Source organism: Nonomuraea sp. NPDC052116 (genome assembly GCF_040680035.1).
GTDB classification, from domain to species: Bacteria; Actinomycetota; Actinomycetes; order Streptosporangiales; family Streptosporangiaceae; genus Nonomuraea; species Nonomuraea angiospora_A.
This window is the reverse complement of record NZ_JBFAWA010000007.1, coordinates 366,409-383,706: the sequence shown is the minus strand read 5'-3', so window position 1 is coordinate 383,706 and position 17,298 is coordinate 366,409. Positions and strand designations below refer to the sequence as shown.

General features: G+C 68.0%; 17 protein-coding genes. 7 read left to right on the top strand and 10 right to left on the bottom strand.

Features of this window, described 5'->3' with window-relative positions:
- Positions 1–200 precede the first annotated feature (200 nt).
- Positions 201–1,694 (top strand): arabinofuranosidase catalytic domain-containing protein, encoded by a 1,494-nt coding sequence (locus tag AB0L65_RS16590; RefSeq protein WP_364245697.1) that lies wholly within the window; start codon positions 201–203, stop codon positions 1,692–1,694.
- Positions 1,695–1,794: 100 nt separating this feature from the next.
- On the opposite strand, the gene AB0L65_RS16585 is transcribed toward AB0L65_RS16590, so the two are convergent.
- Complete coding sequence (locus AB0L65_RS16585; RefSeq protein WP_364245694.1) at positions 1,795–2,214, bottom strand: MarR family winged helix-turn-helix transcriptional regulator; 420 nt, start codon at positions 2,212–2,214, stop codon at positions 1,795–1,797.
- 81 nt (positions 2,215–2,295) lie between these two features.
- On the opposite strand from AB0L65_RS16585, the gene AB0L65_RS16580 reads away from it, so the two are divergent.
- Positions 2,296–3,111 (top strand): SDR family oxidoreductase, encoded by an 816-nt coding sequence (locus tag AB0L65_RS16580; RefSeq protein ID WP_364245687.1) that lies wholly within the window; start codon positions 2,296–2,298, stop codon positions 3,109–3,111.
- 33 nt (positions 3,112–3,144) lie between these two features.
- Here the strand turns inward: AB0L65_RS16580 and AB0L65_RS16575 are convergent, their stop codons facing one another.
- Positions 3,145–4,023: a helix-turn-helix transcriptional regulator gene (locus AB0L65_RS16575; RefSeq protein WP_364245684.1), complete on the bottom strand. Its 879-nt coding sequence runs from the start codon at positions 4,021–4,023 to the stop codon at positions 3,145–3,147.
- Positions 4,024–4,304: 281 nt separating this feature from the next.
- Between AB0L65_RS16575 and AB0L65_RS16570 the strand changes: the two genes are divergently transcribed.
- Positions 4,305–5,378, top strand: coding sequence for a hypothetical protein (locus AB0L65_RS16570; RefSeq protein WP_364245682.1), 1,074 nt, complete (start codon positions 4,305–4,307; stop codon positions 5,376–5,378).
- A gap of 497 nt (positions 5,379–5,875) precedes the next feature.
- Positions 5,876–6,544: a DUF2637 domain-containing protein gene (locus AB0L65_RS16565; RefSeq protein WP_364245679.1), complete on the top strand. Its 669-nt coding sequence runs from the start codon at positions 5,876–5,878 to the stop codon at positions 6,542–6,544.
- A gap of 560 nt (positions 6,545–7,104) precedes the next feature.
- Here the strand turns inward: AB0L65_RS16565 and AB0L65_RS16560 are convergent.
- From AB0L65_RS16560 to AB0L65_RS16530, 7 genes are read right to left on the bottom strand one after another with little or no spacing between them, the layout of a single operon-like run.
- Complete coding sequence (locus AB0L65_RS16560) at positions 7,105–7,779, bottom strand: hypothetical protein (RefSeq protein ID WP_364245676.1); 675 nt, start codon at positions 7,777–7,779, stop codon at positions 7,105–7,107.
- A complete protein-coding gene (locus AB0L65_RS16555) occupies positions 7,776–8,483 on the bottom strand; it encodes a vWA domain-containing protein (protein WP_364245674.1) in 708 nt (235 codons plus the stop codon). The genes AB0L65_RS16560 and AB0L65_RS16555 overlap by 4 nt, the downstream gene beginning before the upstream one ends.
- On the bottom strand, positions 8,480–9,442 hold the full coding sequence (locus tag AB0L65_RS16550) for a serine/threonine protein kinase (protein WP_364245672.1): 963 nt from the start codon (positions 9,440–9,442) through the stop codon (positions 8,480–8,482). The genes AB0L65_RS16555 and AB0L65_RS16550 overlap by 4 nt, the downstream gene beginning before the upstream one ends.
- On the bottom strand, positions 9,439–10,455 hold the full coding sequence (locus AB0L65_RS16545) for a hypothetical protein (RefSeq protein ID WP_364245669.1): 1,017 nt from the start codon (positions 10,453–10,455) through the stop codon (positions 9,439–9,441). Before AB0L65_RS16545 ends, AB0L65_RS16550 begins: the two co-directional genes overlap by 4 nt.
- Positions 10,452–11,399: a hypothetical protein gene (locus tag AB0L65_RS16540; RefSeq protein ID WP_364245667.1), complete on the bottom strand. Its 948-nt coding sequence runs from the start codon at positions 11,397–11,399 to the stop codon at positions 10,452–10,454. The genes AB0L65_RS16545 and AB0L65_RS16540 overlap by 4 nt, the downstream gene beginning before the upstream one ends.
- A 1-nt stretch (position 11,400) precedes the next feature.
- Positions 11,401–13,611 carry a hypothetical protein gene (locus tag AB0L65_RS16535; RefSeq protein ID WP_364245664.1) on the bottom strand — a complete coding sequence of 737 codons (2,211 nt, stop codon included), beginning with the start codon at positions 13,609–13,611 and terminating at the stop codon, positions 11,401–11,403.
- Between the two features lie 14 nt (positions 13,612–13,625).
- On the bottom strand, positions 13,626–14,807 hold the full coding sequence (locus AB0L65_RS16530) for an AfsR/SARP family transcriptional regulator (RefSeq protein WP_364245661.1): 1,182 nt from the start codon (positions 14,805–14,807) through the stop codon (positions 13,626–13,628).
- A gap of 126 nt (positions 14,808–14,933) precedes the next feature.
- Here AB0L65_RS16530 and AB0L65_RS16525 point away from each other — a divergent pair, with 126 nt between their 5' ends.
- Positions 14,934–15,167, top strand: a complete 234-nt coding sequence (locus tag AB0L65_RS16525; protein ID WP_364245659.1) for a DUF397 domain-containing protein — start codon at positions 14,934–14,936, stop codon at positions 15,165–15,167.
- A 108-nt stretch (positions 15,168–15,275) separates the two neighbouring features.
- On the opposite strand, the gene AB0L65_RS16520 is transcribed toward AB0L65_RS16525, so the two are convergent.
- Positions 15,276–16,157, bottom strand: coding sequence for a helix-turn-helix transcriptional regulator (locus tag AB0L65_RS16520; protein ID WP_364245656.1), 882 nt, complete (start codon positions 16,155–16,157; stop codon positions 15,276–15,278).
- A gap of 194 nt (positions 16,158–16,351) precedes the next feature.
- Between AB0L65_RS16520 and AB0L65_RS16515 the strand changes: the two genes are divergently transcribed.
- On the top strand, positions 16,352–16,615 hold the full coding sequence (locus AB0L65_RS16515; protein WP_364245654.1) for a hypothetical protein: 264 nt from the start codon (positions 16,352–16,354) through the stop codon (positions 16,613–16,615).
- A gap of 381 nt (positions 16,616–16,996) precedes the next feature.
- Positions 16,997–17,254 (top strand): hypothetical protein, encoded by a 258-nt coding sequence (locus tag AB0L65_RS16510; protein WP_364245652.1) that lies wholly within the window; start codon positions 16,997–16,999, stop codon positions 17,252–17,254.
- The last annotated feature ends 44 nt before the right edge of the window (positions 17,255–17,298 follow it).

Here is a 17,298-nt window from a genome sequence, read left to right as displayed (position 1 = left end):
GACTGACCTGCGGCGCACGTCAGAGTGCGTAGAGCCATGCCGACGGTCCCACACCAAGGAACCGCGCAATAGCCCGTTGATACAGAAGCGCGTGTGGATAACTATGTTAGCGCTAACAAACAATTCAATGTTAACGCTAACAATTCCCCAATAGTCACCGCCGGGCACTGCGCTGCCTCGCCGCACACGAAAGGCACACAATGGGTTTCTGGTCTCTGCGCCACTGGCGGCGAACGGCCCTCGCCGTCGCCTCCTTCGCGGCGCTCGTCGTCACCACGCTGGTCACCGTGCCAGGCACGGCACAGGCGGCCGGCACGTTGTCCTGCGACATCTACGCGAGCGGCGGCACACCGTGCGTCGCCGCTCACAGCACCACCCGTGCGCTCTTCGGCTCCTACAACGGGGCGCTCTACCAGGTGCGGCGCTGGTCCGACGGTGCGACGACCAACATCGGCGTGCTCAGCGCCGGCGGTTACGCGAACGCCGCGACCCAGGACTCCTTCTGCTCGGGTACGTACTGCACGATCGTTCGCATCTACGACCAGACGTCGCGCCACAACGACCTCACGATCGCTCCCGGCGGCGGCGCCAATCCCACAGCCGACCAAGGCGCGAACGCGGCGGCTCTGCCGGTGACGGCAGGTGGCCACAAGGTCTACGGCGTCTACATCTCTGCGGGCAACGGCTACCGCAACAACGCGACGAACGGCATCGCCACCGGCAGCCAGCCCGAGGGCATGTACATGGTGACCGAGGGCACTCACGTCAACAACCGGTGCTGCTTCGACTACGGCAACGCCGAGACCAACAACATGGACACCGGCAACGGCGACATGGACGCGATCTACTTCGGCACGCTTTGCTGGTTCTCACCGTGCGCGGGCGGACCGCGCGTCGCGGCGGACCTCGAGAACGGGTTGTTCGCCGGCGGCAACGGCTCCTGGACCGCGAACACCGGCCGCAGCTCCGCGTTCGTGACGGCGATGCTGAAGAACAACGGCACCTCGACATACGCCATCAAGGACGGCAACGCGCAGTCCGGCAGCCTGGCGACGCGGTACAACGGAGCGCTGCCGACCCAGGCGGGCTACAACCCGATGACCAAGCAAGGCGCGATCATCCTCGGCATCGGCGGCGACAACAGCAACGGCTCCGTCGGATCCTTCTTCGAAGGCGTGATGACCAGCGGCTATCCGAGCGACGCCACGGAGAACGCCGTACAGGCCAACGTCGTCTCCGTCGGCTACAGCAAGAGCGTCACCTTCCCCGTGAACGGAGCCACCTACCGGCTCACGAACCTCACAAGCGGCAAGGTGCTCGACGCGGTCAACTGCGGCACGGCCAACGGCACGCAGATCGACCAGTGGCAGGCGCTCGGCAACACCTGCCAGCAGTGGCGCTTCAACAGCGTCGGCGCGAACAAGTGGACGATCACCAACGCCAACGCCGGCAAGGTGCTCGACGCGGTCAACTGCGGGCTGGCTCTCGGCACGGCCGTGAACCTGTGGGAGCCGCTCGGCAACACGTGCCAGCAGTGGGCGGTCATCCCCGCGGGCAACGGCCGATATGAGCTGGTGGTCGAGAACAGCGGCATGGTGCTCGACGACCAGAACTGCGGCACGGCGAACGGCACGCCGGCCCGGCTGTGGATGTGGCTCAACAACACCTGCCAGCTCTGGTCGATCGCACCGTAGGCACCGGCTGGGCGCACTCGGGTGAGTGCGTTCCACCGAACGGCATGAGCGTGGGACCGCCGGACACCGACGGTCCCACGCTGAGGCCGCCTTGGGCAGGTCAGCCGGAGCGGACGGCGCGGTTCAGCAGGACCATGAGCTGTCGCAGTTCGTCGCGGTTCAGCACCGCCAGCGGGGTTTTCTCCAGCGCCGTCCGGACCAGTTCGTCGCGAACCTCGCGGCCCTTGGCGGTCAGGACCAGGACGCGAGAGCGGCGGTCGGCCGGGTCCACGGCGCGCTCCACCAGCCCCCGATCGACGAGCTGGTTGGTGATGAAGGTCAGGTTGGGGGCGTTGCAGTACAGGCGCTCGGTCATCACCTTCATCGAGGGTGGCGGCTCGGCCGGGTCGATGGCCCAAAGCGCCTGGAACGTCGCCGGTGTCAGGGCGTGCTTGGTCAGCGCCTGCCCGATCAGGTCGTTGGTCCGCATCCAGATGTCGTGGGTCGCGGCGACCACCGCGGTGAGCTCGGGCGTGGTCATGCCGCCATCCTACCGGTGTTTCGAGTCTCGAAGGATCGTGCTAGCGTCAATGTTTCGAGACTTGAAGCAATGGAGGTCTTTGTGAGCGACGACTATCGCGGCGTCACCGCGCTCGTCACGGGCGCGTCCAAGGGGCTGGGGCGGGCGTACGCGCTGGAGCTGACGCGCCGGGGAGCGCGGGTGATCCTGCTGGCCCGTTCGGACGGGAGCCTGCGGGAGCTCGCCGCACACATTCGGGAACAGCACGGCAGGTCGGACGCCGAGGTCATCACCGGTGACCTCGCCGCTCCGGATGGTCCGGAGCGGATCCTGCGGGAGCTGCGTGACCGCGGCCTGACCGTCGATCTGCTGCTCAACAACGCCGGCGCGGGCAGCGCGGGCCCGTTCCTCAGCCGCCCGCTCGAGCCGCAACTGCGCTCCGTCGGGCTCAACGTCGTCGGCCTGATCGCGCTGACCCACGCGATCGGGGCCGAGCTGGTCGCCCGCGGCTCCGGCGGCATCATCAACGTCTCGTCCACCGCGGCCTTCCAGCCCATGCCTTACCAGGCCAGCTATGCCGCGACCAAGGCTTTCGTGCTCTCCTTCACCGAGGCGCTGGCCGAGGAACTGCGCGGCACCGGCGTCCACGTCATGGCCGCGCACCCCGGCGCGATCGCGACCGGCTTCTTCGACGGCACCTCGGCCACGATCAACTCCCGGGTCGCCGACACGCCGGCCACCGTCGCGGCCCGTACGCTGGACGACTACGCCCGGCGACGCGCGGTGTCCTACCCCGGCCGGGCCATGAACCGCGCCCTGACCTGGCCCGCGCGCCTGCTGCCGCGTACGGTCGTCGCGCGGATCACCGGCGAGTTCAACCGCCGGCTGCGCATGCACGAAGTCGTCGACCTCGCCTAGCGCTCCGGTGACACATCGCGATCATGGTGGGAATCAACGCTCTCCCCGGACTGGCTGTCCACCCCCGTGCCTCGGGGATCCCGCAGCCTCGGTTCGCCCCGCCCGGCGTACAGACTGGACACCGCTCGGACCACCGGCCCGGGCGAGAAGGCTCAGCGCTGCCGCTGACCCGGTGCCGGCCTCGGCGGTCACCACGACTATCCGCTGGCCGTCCTCCTGCGGGACGTTCAGGGTCTGGAGGTTGAGCTGCATGCGGCCCACGACCGGATGGTGCATGCGGTAGGTCGCGAGGTCCCACTTCCTGACCCGGTGCTCGGACCACATGCCGGCGAACTCCGGGCTCTTCATGGTCAGTTCACCGATCAGTGCGGCCAGCCGAGGATCGTCCGGATGCTGCTCGGCGGCGAGTCGCAGTTTCCCGACCACGTCCCTGGCCTTCTTCGGCCAGTCGACGTACAGGTCCCGTGTGTGCGCGTCCAGGAAGACCAGCCGGGCCGTGTTCGGACGCTGGTCGGGCTGATCGGGGATGTGCGGGTCCAGATGCCCGGCGAACAGTGCGTGTCCCGTGCGGTTCCAGGCCAGTACGTCGCTGCGGCGCCCCAGCACGATCGCGGGCGCGTCGCCGAACGCGGCGAGCAGTTGCTGGGTCGTGTCTCCCGCTCGCTCCGGCGCGGGCCTGCGCCGGGTGCCGGTGCGGCGCGAGGCGCGGGCCAGGTCGTGCAGGTGGGCCCGCTCCACCTCGTCAAGACCGAGGGCACGGGCCAGCGCGTCCAGCACCTCCGGTGACGCGTTGAGCGAGAGCCCCTGCTCCAGGCGCGTGTAGTAGGACAGGCCCACCCCGGCGAGCTGTGCCAGTTCGTCGCGGCGCAGCCCCGGCACGCGACGGCGCTCTCCGAAGTCGCGGAGCCCCACATCCTGAGGAACTCTCCCAACCCCGACTTCTTGTTCATACGCCGAGTATCGAGCACCGGAGCGCCAGGCAACCTGACCCCGCCAGGGACAGGGTGTGAACGGCCGGCGGCAGCAGACTCGACGCCACGAGCAGGACACCGGCGCGGACCGGCCGGCGTCATCGGGCCGGAGTCCGGTACGGCGACTTCGGCAGCTGCTCGACCTGACTCACTTGGAAACGGTATCCACGCGCTGACCGGCACAACGGGCCCGACCGCGTCTTCGGAAGGAAGAACGCCCCCATGAAGCTCAAGCGTCCCGCGATCGCCCTGGCGCTCACCACCGTGACGGTCCCCGGCACCACGCTGGCCAGCACCACCGGCGCCCTCGCCACTTCCGAACGGCACGTCGCCCCCACCTCCGCCCAATCCCGTCCGGCGGCGGCCACCATCGACGCCAAGGGGCCGGGGGTCTTCCCCCACTCCGCGGACTACTACCCGGGCTCCCGGAAGTTCGTGACGGGTTCGCTGGCGCACAGCACCATCTCCTCCGTCGACCAGAACGGCAGGGTGCGCACCATCATCGAAGACAAGAAGCTGGTGTCGGTGCAGGCCGTGCGGGTGGACTCCAAGGGGAACCGGATCCTGGCCGGCAACGTGGACTACGGGACGGCCGACCGCTCCACGGACGCCACCAAGTTCAAGGTCGCAGGCGTCGCCGCCTACGCCATCGGCAGCGGACGCCGGCTCTGGTACGCCGACCTGAACAAGGTCGCCAACGACGACAAGCAGCATCTCGTGTCCGACGTGACGATCGCTCCGGACGGCACGGCGTACGCCGTCGACCAGCTCTCCCCGACGATCTTCCGCATCGACCGCAACGGACAGGCCTCCGTCCTCCTGCGCGACGACCTGCTGGCCGGGGATCTGAACATCCCGGACTTCCTGGACAACGTGGGCATGAGCGCCGTCGCCTGGATGCCCGGCAACCTCCTCATCGTCGTCAAGGCCGACGGCAGCCTGGTGCGGGTGCCGGTCGACAGCCCCAAGAAGGCCGTCAAGGTCAAGCTCTCCACGAACCTCAAGGCCCTCACCGCGGGCATCCGGGTCCTGCCGGACAAGTCGCTCGCTGTCGTCAGCAGTGGGCTGCTCAGCGGGAAGGCCGCCGTCGTGCAGCGGGTTCGCCCTGACCGTGACTGGAAGTCCGCCACCGTCAAGGTCACCGACACCGTCGCCGACACCGTCGCCGACCCGGTCACCAGCTCCGTCACGGCCGGCCCCGGGGGCAGGACCTACGCGCTCAGCGGCGGTCTGGCCGCCCTGCTGGCCGGCAAGCCGAACGACGGCTTCACGCTGCGTCCGGTCGACGTGCGCTGACCCGCGCCACCGTTCGCACACGCCTCTCTCCCCGGGCCGGTTCCGAAGAACACCGGCCCGACCTTCCGCACCACACTCGCCCACCGTCATCCCTGGGCACCCGCGAAAGGAAACAACCTGTCTGCGCTGTACACCACCGAGGCCCTGTCGACCGGCGACGGCCGCTCTGTGACCGCTCATCGCGTCGAGGAAGCTCTCGTCCGGCTTCCCAACGGCGTACACACTCGACCATGGCGTCGATCTCGCCGGGGCTGAGGACGCGCTGCTTGCCGGCGGATGTCGAGCAGGGCCGATGCGGCGCGTTGGAAACGGCGGATCTCGGGGGCTCTGCAGGTCGCTACTGGCACCGAAAATGCGAAGCGGGAGAAGTCATCACTTCTCCCGCTTCGATATTGAAGTGTCCGAGGGGGGACACACTCGATACGTACATGCCCTTCAGCGCCTCCACCACGCTTGTTCTCCCTGGTCGGGAGGGATAAACAGCCATGGAGCCGAATATGGGGGCGGTGCGCAGCATCCGGCGTACGACGATCACGGGGGTTCTCCTTCTCGCGGGCATCGCGGCGGTCGTGTCGTTCCGGCACATGCACGAGTTGTGTCTCCGGCACGGTGAGGATCATCTGGCGGCGGTGCTTATCCCGCTCGCGGTGGACGGCGCGATCGTGGTCGCCTCGATGTCCATCCTTCTGGCCAACCGGTACGGCTCTCGTGGCGGTGCCCTGGCGTGGACCATGTTGATGGTTGGCAGTCTGGCAAGCCTCGGGGCAAACATCGCTGTCGCCGAGCCGAGCTTGATCGGCCGCATAATCGCAGCCTGGCCGAGTGCCGCCTTGATCGGCAGCTATGAGCTGTTGATGTCCCAGATTCGGCGAGCTTCTGCCGAGGAGCCCACAGCCGTGCAGGTCGAGATAGTTGGGTCCAAGGAACCAGTCGGTGACGATGACCACGACATTACAGAGCTGGCGGATCCTCATGAGCGCGAGACAGGAGATCTTCGTCGATCTGCTTGGAAGTGGGCTCTGGCGAATCGGCTTCCTGATGGGGCGCTTCCGTCGGGCCGGATCATTGCTGAGCAGTTCGCGCGGAGTGCTCGGTGGGGTCGGTGGATCAAGCGAATTGGTCTCGAGGGAAGGCTCGGGGAGCGTGATCAATCCACTGCTACATGAAGTAGCGACGTTACGAGCACGAGGCACTTGCGCAGCCCGACTGCGTCAGTGGGCACGCACCCGGTGCCTCACCTGGAGCACCGCTGCGTGTGTGGGCGGAGAACACCCCAACGCGGGGCCGAGGAGATGAGCGCCGGCCGGGCTGGCCCATCAGAACATCTCTCAGGAGCGGGGCCGACCTGAGGCCGCGACCACCCGGGCCACTCATCACCCACACCAGACACCGGAAGAGGCTCGGCAGCGGCAGGTCAGTCTGCAGGTTGGGCAAGCCGAACATCCGGCCGCCTGCCACACGGCCGGGGTGGGCCACGCGGTCGTCGGGGTTACGGGCGGCGACTGGCGTACCCAGGTGGACCTGCTCGCGGAGACCGCCCGCCTACTCCGCGAGCACTCCGCCTGACGGTCTCTAAACCGCCTCGCCCGCCGACGCCGTGCGGGCTGGCGTATGGGCTTCTCGCCTTGCGCTTCGGCGCGGCCCACGTACACCCTGCCCTCAGGCCCCCCGCCCGTGGTACCGGTCTCCTTCCACCTTCACCCGCCGCGGCATCAGCCCACCTTTCTCAGGGAAAGCGCGGGGACGTGGCGACGAGGAACTCCCGTAGGATCTCGCGGCCGTCCACGCTGACCACCACCTCATCCCCTTGTATCTCATACAGGTACGAGCCGTTGCGAGCCAGCAAGCCCGCCGAGGTCTCCTGCGCGGGCATGAGCAGTCCCGTATCGTCCCGGCCGATGTACTGGCCGTAGTAGTACAGCTCTCCGGTCGCGGTGCGGCAGATGACGATGTGCTTGTCGCCCGCGTCGTAGGCGGCCACCAGGTCGGCACCGCCGTCCGGGATGAGCAGGGCCACCCGGTCCGGGCAGGCGACGGCCTGATCGGCCGACGTCGTGATGATGGGAGGGTCGGACCGCGCTGCGCTCGCCGGCACCCGCGCCCTGAAGCCGGCCAGCATCACGAGTAGCAGGACGCAGGTGCAGAGGAAAGCCACGGTGAGTATGGCGATCATGCACCCGGCGAAGCTGCTGGTGGAGGACGAGCGGTAGGCAGGCGGTGGCATCGGGGGCGGCAGGGGCGGCGGCGGCATCACCGGCGGAGGCGGTGGGGCGAAGAACAGGGCCCGCGGGGGTTCCGTGGCGGTGCGGCGTACGGCGTCGCAGCACCGGCACGAGGTGTCGGCGGTCGCGTTGTACACGTCGCACAGTGAGCACCGCCAGGTCGTCGTCACACCGCTCACAGGCTGTTCGCTATCGTGTCGATGATCTCGTCCAGCTCCAGCTCCGCAAGTCCCTGACCGGCGACGGAGGGGAAGTGCAGGGTCATGTTCCACTCCTCGGTGATCTCGGTCCATGGGTAGGCGTCGGGCGCGAAGAGGACGAGGCGCTTGGCCGCGTTCTCCATGACAGCCGTCTGGCTCCGCGCGTACCCCCACTGCTCGAGCAGCCCGTCCAGGTCGCGCGGGATGCTCCGCGGGTACGTGTGTGCGGTGACCGCCCGCGGCGTGTGCAGCGGGTGGGCGGGGGCGTCGGTGAACATCACGATGACGTGGCGCCGCCGATCCAGCCCGCGTTCCCAGTCGGCGTTGATGGCCAGGGCGAGCGCCTCCAGCCCGGATTCCGGTACGTCGCCCCCGCCCGTCGCGCGCAACTCGCGGACGAACCGATCGAAGTCGGCTGCCCGCTCCGGGAACACCAGAAATTCGGTCTCCTCGATCGCATCCTCGGCGAAGTCGCCGAAGTCTCTGAACGCGATCACCTTGAGCCGCAGCCGGCTGATCTCCTTGCCCTTGCCGCCCATCACGAGGTTGAGCCGCTCGTGAAAGGTGAGGGCGCTCTTCTTGACCATATCCAGCACCGGGGCCATGCTCTCGGTCACGTCGACGCAGAGCACGATGTCCACCGCGTACCGCAGGTTGCCCCGATACTCGTGGTCGTTCGTCATGGCTGTCTCTCCATAGTTGGCCTGCTCATCCGCACTCGTGATCCCGGTGACGTCCGATAGGAGGCGCGCACCTCGCACGTCGCCGGGTCCCGCAGCACTGCCAGGAACGTGCCCATGTCAGGACGGACGTCGGGCGACCGCGCCGTCATGGCCGCGAGGAGCCCCCGCATCGGGGCACTCAGCCGCTCGTCGATGCGCAGCTCGGCGCTGTCGTTGAGGGCGTCGGCGGGCGACGCGTACCGGTCACCGAACTCCGGCAGCGCGCCCGTCAGATATTGGTGTGCCATCAGCCCGAGCGAGAAGACGTCGGCCCGGGTCGTCAGCCACTCGGGTCGTACGTCCGCGTCGCCGCTCACATAACGCCGCCACTCGGGAGCCCCGAACACCAGGTCGCCCGCGATGTCCTCCCGGTCGGGCGGGCGGCCGGACACGTAGGCGTCGTCGAAGTCGATGAGCTTGGCGGTGTGGTACGCGCCCGCCCTGCTCTGCCCGACCAGCACGTTGCCCGGCTTCAGGTCGCCGTGCACGACGCCGATGCCGTGCAGGAGCTCCACACTGAGCCCCAGCGTTCGCAGCAGCACAGCCTTCCGCAACGGGGTGAGTACGCGCGGCGGTGGGGTGCTGGCGGTGTGGATCTGCTCGGTGACCTTGTAGTACGTGGTGCCGTCGTGGAAAAAGTCGAGGGTGAGCACAAGGTTGCCGCCACCGACGGCGTCCGGCCGCAGGAGCCCCATGATGGTCCGATGCCATCGCTCGAACTCCTCGCACGCCTCCATCCGAAGCCGCACGCTCCTGGCGCTCGCCGTGGAACCCTCCTTCGGGCGTTTGGGGTCCAGGAACCGCTTGATGAAGTAGTCGCGTCCGTCCCGCTGCGCGAAGGCCCACATGCAGCGTCCGCCGCCGCTGTTGGTCGGCTCGCTGACGATGCGGTACCCCCCGATGACGTCGCCCACCCTCATAGCGGCTCCACCGGCGGGGGCATGAGCCGTTCGTAGTCCGGCCCGTACTCGTTCCAGGTACGCGTCCGCCACCGCCTGGCGGCCTCCTCCTCTGCCGGCCGGTCACAACCCCCGTAACGCGCCTCGACCTGTTCGGCCCGCTGGGCGAAGTCCGCCCGGAGCCGGTCGAAGCCCGGGTACCCCAGGGCCACGAGGCTGAGCGAGGCGTCGTCACCTGTGTAACCCGACACGTGCCGCGCCAGGCGCTCGGCCCACTCGCGCGTGTCGCACGACTCCTGCATGGTCCGCAGCAGGTGGCACTCGAAGTGCGCGGGCGTGGCCACGTACCCATGGAAGCCGTCGGTGGCGCAGAGGAGGACGCTCGGTAGCGGCAGGAGCAGCACCTGCGTGTCGATCGTGAACTCCTGGTCGGCGCAGATCACGTTCGTCATCGGCGGATCGCATACCAGTTGCTCTAGGCCGTCCGTTTCGTCGGTGTGATCCCTGGTCAACGCCTGCAGTCCCCAGCCAGGGCTCAGGGCGTAGGCCCGGGAGTCGCCGGCCCACAGGACGCGGCACTCCGCTTGGCCGCCGGTGAGCCTGTAGCGTACGGTGGCCATGGTCGTCGGGAGCCACCGGCGCATGCTGCTGACGATCTTGCTAGGACGCGGCGGTGGAACGGCCCCCAGCACCTCCACGAGCCTCGTACGCAAAGACTCCGGGCCGTGTCCGCCCAGGAACCATGACGCGACGCCGAGTCTGGCCAGCCGGGCGCCCACCCAGGCCCCGCTGCGCGTCGTACCGTCGCTCAGCTCGCACGCCGCCCTCGCGCCCGAACCGCCCAGCCCGTCGAACACGCCGAGGATCCCCTCAGCCATTGATACGCGGTGCGCGAACAGCGGTTCGGCGTCCTCACCGCCTCCGCGTGAGCGCTCCGTCCACACCCCTAGCGCCAGAAGGTCGTCGCCGTCGTACCGCCAGACCGTCCCTTCGCCTGGAGCTCCGAGCAGGCCTTCGATCAGCACGGCTGTCATTCGTCCGCGTCCTCGACCCGCATCCGCGGCAGCCCCCGGACTCGACTGGCGGCCCGGTTGGTAACCCGCTCCGCGTTGGCCGCGAGGGAACCGCGCAGGCGGCTGGAGCGGATCCCGCCGAACGGCGCGGAGGAGTCGCCAGTGATCCGGTCCCGCAACGCCCGCTCGGCCTGCAAGAACTCCCACGACTCGCGTTCCTCGCTGTGAGAGCCCTCCATCATCTTGTTCCACGCGGTGAGCAGCTCGCCGCGCTCCTCCCGCTCAGCGCCCGCGATGATGTCGTACGCGGCCCGTGGGCCCTCGCGCTCCATGATCTCGGCGATCAGCCCTTCCGCGCCCTCCTTGCGGAGCATGCGCAAATGGCGCTCCCTGCGCATCTCGATGAGGCGGGTCTCGCGCTCGATCTCCCGGTACCTGCGCCCGCTTGCGAGCACCTCGTCGTTGTTTACGACCAGCTCGACGGTGATGTTGCGCAGTTGGATCGCGGCGTCGCCGGTGAAGTTGCGAACTGATCTGCTCAGCTCGTCCTCGGCCTGATGTAGCTCGCCGATGTCGTAGTTGCGCGAGACCTGGCGGAGCATGCGCTGCAGCGGCAGGCGCAGGGCGGCGCTGACATCCACGATGCCGCGCACCACGATCTCGACGGCGTCCCCGACCTGGCAGTTCAGCCGGACCAGACTCGGGAAGCCGAAGGCCGGATCCTGACTGAGCAGCGGCATCTCCAGAACGAGCCGGTGCTCGGTGGTGTCCACCAGGTAGGCGTGCCTATAGGTGCCATACCAGGCGTCAGGGATGGACTCGCCGTTTCTGATCGTCAGCAGGTCGCCCTTGCGCGGCGCCAGCACCAGCGCCGATCCCGGCTCGGGCGGCCGCAGGGGCATGCGCGGCAGGACCAGAGGCAAGCTCGTGCTCTTCACGATCGGGTTGTAGGTGTACTCCTCCATGTCAGGACCTTCCGTTGCCGTGTGAGTGGACGTGTGAGGGGCGGGTGAGGTCGGCGAGTACATGGGCGGCGGGGTGGTCCGGGCGGCCTGTCGCACGGGTCCATGCGCCGAGGTGATGGCGCAGCCGCTCACGGTGCCGCTCCGAGCGGTCGGCCACGGCGAGCACGAGGCGGCGCGCGTTGCGGTAGGCCAGGTTGTCGCGATCCGCGTGCTCGTCGAGGTAGTCGCGCAGCGTTTCGAGTGCCTGGTCCTGGGCGGGCTTGCGATCCAGGGCCCGGGCCCAGAGCTCGGTCAGCTCGGGCCGGTGCCGCTCGGCTCCGGCCAGCAACAGCGGAACGCCGGACGTACCCGCGCTCTCGGTAGGACGGGCAGCGAGGAAGGCGAAGGCGGACAACGCCTTCGCCACGAACTCGGCGGACGCTCGTGGTTGCGACCAGGCCAGCAGTCCCGCTAACACCTCACCGGTGCACCCGCCCTCGACCAGGCGGAACAGCGCGCTGCCGACCGGCAGGAGCGTGCCCCAGTCGTCCTCGCGGTCCAGCAGCACGCGCAGCGCCTCGACCGCGCGTTCCGGCTGCGCCACGCCCAGGCTGCCGCCGAGCGTCGCCGCCGCAGTCACGCCGCGCCGACGCTGCTCGGCCGTGTCCGCCTCCGCGACCCACGTCTCCAGCAGCAACCACACGGCCTCGGTGAGGTCGGGATGCCCGCCCGCTACGTCGAGCGCCGTCGCCGCGCTCTGGCGCACCACGAGCGACGGGTTCTCGGCCCACGACATGAGGTAGCGGTGCAGGGCATGCGAGTAGTCGCTCCAGGCGATGATGCCGGCGGCCACGGACACCCGCGCTCGCACATCGATGTCGGCATGCGTGACGAGTTGACGCATCCACCGGACCAGTGCCGAACGCTGTCCGTCCAAGTAAGTCCAGGCGAAGCCGAGCACCGCCTGCCGTACCAGCGGATTGTCGTACCGCACGCGCGGCGCCACGTCGCCAGGCGTCTCGCCGGAGCCGGGCAGGAGCCGTACCCAGGGGTGCTCCGTCGCGATGTGCTCACGGAAGCGCAGGTCGAAAGGTGCTTCCACGGGCAGCACCAGTCGCTCGTAGAGCGCTGCGGCGGCGTCCGACACCGTGAGGTAAGTGGCGCCGTCCAGCACCGCCGCCGCCAGTGCGAAGCTCACGGTCTCCGACGTCCGGTGCCGTGTGAACCACTCGTGGACGCGCCCGGTCGGGTTCCGCAACTCCTGGACGCACGCCGCCACGTCCGCGCCCTCGCGGATCGCGTCGCCCAGGCGCAGCGCCGTGCGCGGGCGGTGGTCCTCGCGCAGAAGCTCATGCGCCCCCGCCTCATCGAGTCGGCGGCGCAGCTCCGCCGACTCCTCGGGCGCGGGGCCGCGGCCGTGGACCCGCCGCTCGATGAGCCGTACCGCGTCCAGCTGGCCGAGGTCGGTCAGCACCTGCGCGGTACCACCTCCGGCCTGTACCAGCGCACCCCTGGGCGGCCCGGTCACCAGCACCAGGTAGCTCTTGTTCTCGTGTAGGGAGACGGTCATGTCCTCGATCCACTGCTCGTCGATCAGGGACGTGTCCAGTCCCGTCGCAACGCCGTCATGGACGAGGTAGCCGCTGTTGGCCTCCGACTTCCATTGCCCATCGCTCAGCTTCGAAGCGTCGTACACCTCGAAACAGGCGCCGCCCGGATGGTCCCGCAGCACTCTGGCCAGCAGATTCAAGCTCGTGGCCCTCCTGCCGCCGGGCGGCAGAGCCAGGATCAGCAGCCGGTGCTCGGCGAGGATTCGCAGTGCCTCGTCGAAACGCGGCACCGGTACATAGCCCTCCGTCCAGCGGGCCAGCCGCGGCGGCCGGATCGTCGTCTTCGTCGGCCGCGCGCGCCGCTCCTCGCCGCCGATGTTGAGCCCGCCGCCGAAGTCGACCTTGTCGTTGAACAGGGCCACCGTGCCGATGCGCATGCCGCGCGAGTCGTCGGTGAGCTGCTCCATGAAGCTTGCCGCGATGGAGGCCAGCCGCGCGGCCTCCGCCCGCTCCGCCTCGTCCTCGCCCTTGCCCCGCAGGGCCTGCAGCGCGTCTTGCTCGCTGAGTGGGCCGCCATCGTTCTTGTCGTCGTCCTTGTCCTGCTCGGTCTGTGGGGGCGACTCCGCGCCCGCCGCCTCCGGGCTCTCCTTCTTGACGGGCGGCTCGTCGGTCTGCTGGCTCATCCAGTCACCCGTTCCTAGGAGATGTTGAAGTCGCCCGAGACGTGCACGGGCGCGTTGTAGACGCTGGCGTTCTTGATCTGGTCGGCGGAGATTGACGACCCGCCGGCCTTCGCCCGCGATGCTTGCTCCACCAGCAGGCGGGCGGTCTTCAGGAAGGTCTGGTCCCGGTCGAGGTAGGCCTCCAATACACGTCCGAGCGCTGCGACGGCCACCGTGTCGGCGGGGTCGGCCTCGACCTGCGCGAGCGTGCGCTGCGCGGCCTCGTCGTCGGCGAAATGAACGCGGACCAGCTCCAGCATCTCGACGGGCTGGCTCGTCCAGGACTCCCCTCTGACGGCCTCGGTGACAAGGCGGACGGCGTCTTTTCCGATTTCGGCTGATGAGCGCATGGTGGCTCCAGGAGGATTGACTTCGTAGGAATGAGCGGGTGGGGCGAGAGCGGGGTCCTGGCGCAGGATCCGCTGCTGCAATTCCTGGACGGGAGCGCCGGGATCGTTTCCGAACTCGTCCCGCAGGGTGCGGCGGAGGTTGTCGTATGCGGTGAGCGCGTCGGAGGAGCGGCCCGCCCGGTGTAGCGCCAGCATCAGCAGCCGCGTCACGTCCTCGACCAGCGGCCATGTCTCGGCGAGGTCCTGGAGTTCGGGTACGAGCTGGATGTGCCGCCCGAGCCGCAGTTCGGCCTCCAGACATTCCAGGAGCGCTCCCCGATGCTCTTCCCATAGCCGAACTCGAGCGCCGGCCGCTCCCGGGCCAGGCAACCCCTTGAGCGGCTCGCCCGGCAGCAGCCCGCCGCCCCACTGCCGCAGGGCCTTGCGCAGCAGGTGCGTGGCCTGCGTGTCGTCCACACGGAGCAGAGACCGTGCTTCCGCGACGAGGTCGCGGAAGCGGTGGACGTCCACCTGCTCCCTGCCGACTTTCGCCACATAACCGATCCCATACGGCGGCAGAAACGACTGCCCCAGCCGCTGACGCAGGCCGCTGGCGTACTGCGCGATGACTCGGCGGGCGGTTTTGATCGGGTCGTCGCCCCAGATCTTGTCGATGAGCTGCTCGATGGTGACCGGCCTGCCTTCGGCGAGCAGCAGCAGGGCCAGCATCAGGCGCTGCTGCCGATCCCCCAGTTGAACGGGCTGGTCCCCTTCGTGCGCCTGCATACCATTCAGCAGGTGAAACTGCATGGCCTTTTCCTCCACCATTGGAGAATTCCTATGACGGGCCTATGACCGGCCTTCACTAACTCGCTCACCCGACCTCGTAACGCGCCATTCGATTCTTTATCCAGCGGGACGCGCAAGAGTCTCCCGAAGACAAAGGAGAAAGAAATGAACGAGGCCGAGGTCAACAACTTCCTGGGCGCCGGGTGGCACAAGGCCACCTTCAGCGACCTTGGCGGCGGTTGCGTCGAGGTGGCGCTCGACCGCAATTGGGTCGCCGTCCGTGACTCCAAGGACCCGAGTGGGCCCGTGCTCCGCTTCAGTGCCGCGGAGTGGAACGCCTTCCTCTGCGGTGTGGACGCTGGAGAATTCGACCTGCCTGATTCCAGGTCTACCTACTAGGAAGGCCGCTTCAGGGAGAGGCGCCGCGGCCCGCGGATCGCGGCGCCCTCCCCGGTCTCGGGGCCCCCGTCGGGTGCGCCCCGAGACCGGTCAGACGTCCATGGAGGGTCATCGCTCCATGGAACGAATGTCGGTGCTCAGCCGCGCGAGAAACTCCCGAGCTGCGTCACCGTAAAGAGCCATCTCGCTGAGCAGTGACCATTGCCGCCGGTACGTCGCCACGTCCTCGGCGTCGCGCGCGATCAATCTCATATGCGTGACCTCTATTTCCACAAAACTGTCTCCCGTGCCGCTGTCACTTTCGTAGAGCGTGAATCCGTGCGGTGGACACACAGCCGATTCCGAGTCTTGGGGGATCACCCCGACCATGACGTTCTCCAGAGTGCTCAGCGTCGCGACGCGGTCGAGTTGCGCCAGCAGCAGCCGAACTCGTCCCGGCCGGCAACGTAGCGCCGCCTCCGTGATGATGAACTCGAACCTCCTGCTCTCGTCGTACAGCGCGAGCTGACGTTGCAGCCGCGCCGCGACGACCATGGGCAGGTCCCCCTCTGAGTAGGGCGGGTCAAAGAGCGAGAAGACCCGGCGGGCGTACTCGGCAGTCTGCAGCAGCCCAGGAACGATCGTCGGCTGGAAGACCCGGAGCAGTTGCGCCTGGTCCTCCTGCTCACGGATGTCGTCCTGGAGGTGCGTCTGCCGCTGCAGGGCCGCGCGCCAGCTGTACATCTCGGTGAACGCGGCCTCCGTCAGGTCGGCGAGTAGCTCCCGGGTCTGAGTCGGCGCCTCCACGGCGTCGCCCCAGGCCGTGACCTCGGGCAGCGAGGGGATCACGCTGCCGGACTCGATCCGGGAGACCTTGGACTGGCTGATGCCGATGCGGTGGGCGAGGTCCCTCCCCGATATGCCGGCGAGGTCGCGCAGACGCCGGAGCTCCGTCGCCAGCCGCTGCCGCCTAGTGCGGTGCCTCCCCGCTTCAGCCGCAAGGTCGTCCATGGGTCCCCGATCCGGTGGAGCCGGTTCATCTAGTATGCCTTCTGAGTCGTTTTGATTCATTACTATTCGTCACATTGCTGCACTCAACCATGGCTGGCCATGGGAGTCAAGACTCCTATAACGCGTCGGTATAGGTCTGCGTGGAAGCTTTCGGTAGAACGGGTGATTCACCTTGATTCACTTCCGTTCTGGCATTGGTGAGGCTTGTGGGTCTCCTTGGGCTTGTGCGGCTTGTTGGCTATGGGATACGGGGCTGGACGGGCTTGCTCGGCAAGATGGACAAAGGCGAGTTCGTCCAGGCCGGCAAGCAGAACCTTGGGGCGTACCTCGATGAGTGGGTGGCCAGGCTCAGACTCGAACCGCGGTCAAGGGGGAAGGCCATCGTGAGGGGAGGCGACACTAGGACCGCCAAGCCCCGCATGGTCAATATCGACGCCGCCACGATGGCGTACGCGTAAGTAATGACTGCCCGTCCACATGATGTCGGCTAGGACCGACAATTTGGCATAAAGGGTTCTTGGACAAACATCTCGGACGTCATGCAGTCGGGTCGACCCGCGCGTGCGGGCGATCCCGAGATCCGATGGCACCCGGGGCTGGGGCTTACCGGTCTCCTCATGCCAGCACCGCGCCCAACCAAACCTCCGGATCGCAACGCCGCAGCGCGTCTGCTGTCAGAAGCAAACCCCTCCGGGCTCGGGTTCTTCAAGAGCTACGGCTATGCCGCCAGTGAGCCAGAGCCGCCCGGTGCCCCCTGACTAGCTGCCGTTTTCACGCGGTTTGGCTCGTGGGGACCTTATCGGCGACAGCAGTTCGCACCCTTCCAAAGGACGTCGCTCGTGGATACGCATGACACACCGCAGCAGCCTGGACCTGACGACGCCGTGCCTCTCAAGAGCACGAACCAGACCGGTTGGTCGTCCAACCGGCGTCGGCAGACGTCAGACGCTTGGCAGGTGAGTAGTCTGCTTGGCCTCATCAACGGTGCGATCGTTTCCGTTGGCGGAGTCTTCGTCGCCACCTCCTCTGTGGTCATCACTCTGATCGCCAGCGTGGTTGCGCTGCTCGCCGCGTTGATGATCACTGTCAAGAACTGACGCCGTCGCGGCATTCTAAAAGATCTTGCTTTCGTCCTTCACGC

What these genes read in the sequence shown, in the direction of transcription:
- AB0L65_RS16590 (WP_364245697.1), top strand. Translation starts at nt 201, where the DNA reads ATGGGTTTCTGGTCTCTGCGCCACTGGCGGCGAACGGCCCTCGCCGTC.
- AB0L65_RS16585 (WP_364245694.1), bottom strand. Translation starts at nt 2,214, where the DNA reads ATGACCACGCCCGAGCTCACCGCGGTGGTCGCCGCGACCCACGACATC.
- AB0L65_RS16570 (WP_364245682.1), top strand. Translation starts at nt 4,305, where the DNA reads ATGAAGCTCAAGCGTCCCGCGATCGCCCTGGCGCTCACCACCGTGACG.
- AB0L65_RS16565 (WP_364245679.1), top strand. Translation starts at nt 5,876, where the DNA reads ATGGGGGCGGTGCGCAGCATCCGGCGTACGACGATCACGGGGGTTCTC.
- AB0L65_RS16555 (WP_364245674.1), bottom strand. Translation starts at nt 8,483, where the DNA reads ATGACGAACGACCACGAGTATCGGGGCAACCTGCGGTACGCGGTGGAC.
- AB0L65_RS16550 (WP_364245672.1), bottom strand. Translation starts at nt 9,442, where the DNA reads ATGAGGGTGGGCGACGTCATCGGGGGGTACCGCATCGTCAGCGAGCCG.
- AB0L65_RS16545 (WP_364245669.1), bottom strand. Translation starts at nt 10,455, where the DNA reads ATGACAGCCGTGCTGATCGAAGGCCTGCTCGGAGCTCCAGGCGAAGGG.
- AB0L65_RS16540 (WP_364245667.1), bottom strand. Translation starts at nt 11,399, where the DNA reads ATGGAGGAGTACACCTACAACCCGATCGTGAAGAGCACGAGCTTGCCT.
- AB0L65_RS16535 (WP_364245664.1), bottom strand. Translation starts at nt 13,611, where the DNA reads ATGAGCCAGCAGACCGACGAGCCGCCCGTCAAGAAGGAGAGCCCGGAG.
- AB0L65_RS16530 (WP_364245661.1), bottom strand. Translation starts at nt 14,807, where the DNA reads ATGGTGGAGGAAAAGGCCATGCAGTTTCACCTGCTGAATGGTATGCAG.
- AB0L65_RS16525 (WP_364245659.1), top strand. Translation starts at nt 14,934, where the DNA reads ATGAACGAGGCCGAGGTCAACAACTTCCTGGGCGCCGGGTGGCACAAG.
- AB0L65_RS16520 (WP_364245656.1), bottom strand. Translation starts at nt 16,157, where the DNA reads ATGGACGACCTTGCGGCTGAAGCGGGGAGGCACCGCACTAGGCGGCAG.